Source organism: Streptomyces cellostaticus (assembly GCF_023630175.1).
Taxonomy (GTDB): Bacteria; Actinomycetota; Actinomycetes; order Streptomycetales; family Streptomycetaceae; genus Streptomyces; species Streptomyces cellostaticus_A.
This window is the reverse complement of sequence record NZ_JALLIN010000104.1, coordinates 1-3,192: the sequence shown is the minus strand read 5'-3', so window position 1 is coordinate 3,192 and position 3,192 is coordinate 1. Positions and strand designations below refer to the sequence as shown.

The window sequence follows — 3,192 nt, the reverse complement described above, 5'->3', positions numbered from 1 at the left end:
ACACAGTGGACGCGAGCAACTGAGGACAAGCCCTCGGCCTATTAGTACCGGTCACCTCCACCAGTTACCTGGCTTCCAGATCCGGCCTATCAACCCAGTCGTCTACTGGGAGCCTTACCCCATCAAGTGGGTGGGAGTCCTCATCTCGAAGCAGGCTTCCCGCTTAGATGCTTTCAGCGGTTATCCCTCCCGAACGTAGCCAACCAGCCATGCCCTTGGCAGAACAACTGGCACACCAGAGGTTCGTCCGTCCCGGTCCTCTCGTACTAGGGACAGCCCTTCTCAAGACTCCTACGCGCACAGCGGATAGGGACCGAACTGTCTCACGACGTTCTAAACCCAGCTCGCGTACCGCTTTAATGGGCGAACAGCCCAACCCTTGGGACCGACTCCAGCCCCAGGATGCGACGAGCCGACATCGAGGTGCCAAACCATCCCGTCGATATGGACTCTTGGGGAAGATCAGCCTGTTATCCCCGGGGTACCTTTTATCCGTTGAGCGACGGCGCTTCCACAAGCCACCGCCGGATCACTAGTCCCGACTTTCGTCCCTGCTCGACCCGTCGGTCTCACAGTCAAGCTCCCTTGTGCACTTACACTCAACACCTGATTGCCAACCAGGCTGAGGGAACCTTTGGGCGCCTCCGTTACTCTTTAGGAGGCAACCGCCCCAGTTAAACTACCCATCAGACACTGTCCCTGATCCGGATCACGGACCCAGGTTAGACATCCAGCACGACCAGACTGGTATTTCAACGACGACTCCACCCACACTGGCGTGTGGACTTCAAAGTCTCCCAGCTATCCTACACAAGCCGAACCGAACACCAATATCAAACTGTAGTAAAGGTCCCGGGGTCTTTCCGTCCTGCTGCGCGAAACGAGCATCTTTACTCGTAGTGCAATTTCACCGGGCCTATGGTTGAGACAGTCGAGAAGTCGTTACGCCATTCGTGCAGGTCGGAACTTACCCGACAAGGAATTTCGCTACCTTAGGATGGTTATAGTTACCACCGCCGTTTACTGGCGCTTAAGTTCTCAGCTTCGCCCCACCGAAATGGAGCTAACCGGTCCCCTTAACGTTCCAGCACCGGGCAGGCGTCAGTCCGTATACATCGCCTTACGGCTTCGCACGGACCTGTGTTTTTAGTAAACAGTCGCTTCTCGCTGGTCTCTGCGGCCACCCCCAGCTCACGGAGTAAATCCGATCACCAGACGTGGCCCCCCTTCTCCCGAAGTTACGGGGGCATTTTGCCGAGTTCCTTAACCATAGTTCACCCGAACGCCTCGGTATTCTCTACCTGACCACCTGAGTCGGTTTAGGGTACGGGCCGCCATGAAACTCGCTAGAGGCTTTTCTCGACAGCATAGGATCATCCACTTCACCACAATCGGCTCGGCATCAGGTCTCAGACACAAGAGCAGCGGATTTACCTACCACTCGTCCTACACCCTTACCCCGGGACAACCACCGCCCGGGATGGACTACCTTCCTGCGTCACCCCATCACTCACCTACTAACCGCTTGGTTCAGCGGCTCCACCACTCCCCTCAACTCCGAAGAGATCAGGGCGGCTTCACGGCCTTAGCATCACGATGCTCGATGTTTGACGCTTCACAGCGGGTACCGGAATATCAACCGGTTATCCATCGACTACGCCTGTCGGCCTCGCCTTAGGTCCCGACTTACCCTGGGCAGATCAGCTTGACCCAGGAACCCTTAGTCAATCGGCGCAAACGTTTCTCACGTTTGTATCGCTACTCATGCCTGCATTCTCACTCGTCAACCGTCCACGACTACCTTCCAGTGCCGCTTCACCCGGCAGACGACGCTCCCCTACCCATCACAGCCTCCGTTGGGAGTACATGCTGCAATGACACGACTTCGGCGGTACGCTTGAGCCCCGCTACATTGTCGGCGCGGAATCACTAGACCAGTGAGCTATTACGCACTCTTTCAAGGGTGGCTGCTTCTAAGCCAACCTCCTGGTTGTCTGTGCGACTCCACATCCTTTCCCACTTAGCGTACGCTTAGGGGCCTTAGTCGATGCTCTGGGCTGTTTCCCTCTCGACCATGGAGCTTATCCCCCACAGTCTCACTGCCGCGCTCTCACTTACCGGCATTCGGAGTTTGGCTAAGGTCAGTAACCCGGTAGGGCCCATCGCCTATCCAGTGCTCTACCTCCGGCAAGAAACACACGACGCTGCACCTAAATGCATTTCGGGGAGAACCAGCTATCACGGAGTTTGATTGGCCTTTCACCCCTAACCACAGGTCATCCCCCAGGTTTTCAACCCTGGTGGGTTCGGTCCTCCACGAAGTCTTACCTCCGCTTCAACCTGCCCATGGCTAGATCACTCCGCTTCGGGTCTTGAGCGTGCTACTCCACCGCCCTATTCGGACTCGCTTTCGCTACGGCTTCCCCACTCGGGTTAACCTCGCAACACACCGCAAACTCGCAGGCTCATTCTTCAAAAGGCACGCAGTCACGAGATACGTGCAAGCACGTATCCGACGCTCCCACGGCTTGTAGGCACACGGTTTCAGGTACTATTTCACTCCCCTCCCGGGGTACTTTTCACCATTCCCTCACGGTACTATCCGCTATCGGTCACCAGGGAATATTTAGGCTTAGCGGGTGGTCCCGCCAGATTCACACGGGATTTCTCGGGCCCCGTGCTACTTGGGTGTCTCTCAAACGAGCCGCTGACGTTTCGACTACGGGGGTCTTACCCTCTACGCCGGACCTTTCGCATGTCCTTCGCCTACATCAACGGTTTCTGACTCGTCCTGCCGCCGGCAGACGACAGAAGAGAGATCCCACAACCCCGCATGCGCAACCCCTGCCGGGTCTCACACGCATACGGTTTGGCCTCATCCGGTTTCGCTCGCCACTACTCCCGGAATCACGGTTGTTTTCTCTTCCTGAGGGTACTGAGATGTTTCACTTCCCCTCGTTCCCTCCACACTGCCTATGTGTTCAGCAGCGGGTGACAGCCCATGACGACTGCCGGGTTTCCCCATTCGGAAACCCCCGGATCAAAGCCTGGTTGACGACTCCCCGGGGACTATCGTGGCCTCCCACGTCCTTCATCGGTTCCTGGTGCCAAGGCATCCACCGTGCGCCCTTAAAAACTTGGCCACAGATGCTCGCGTCCACTGTGCAGTTCTCAAACAACGACCAGCCACCC

At 57.0% G+C, this 3,192-nt stretch carries 1 rRNA gene; it reads right to left on the bottom strand.

Annotated elements, in window-relative coordinates:
- Nucleotides 1–21: 21 nt before the first annotated feature.
- Nucleotides 22–3,143 (bottom strand): 23S ribosomal RNA (locus tag MXD57_RS31125).
- Nucleotides 3,144–3,192: the final 49 nt, after the last annotated feature.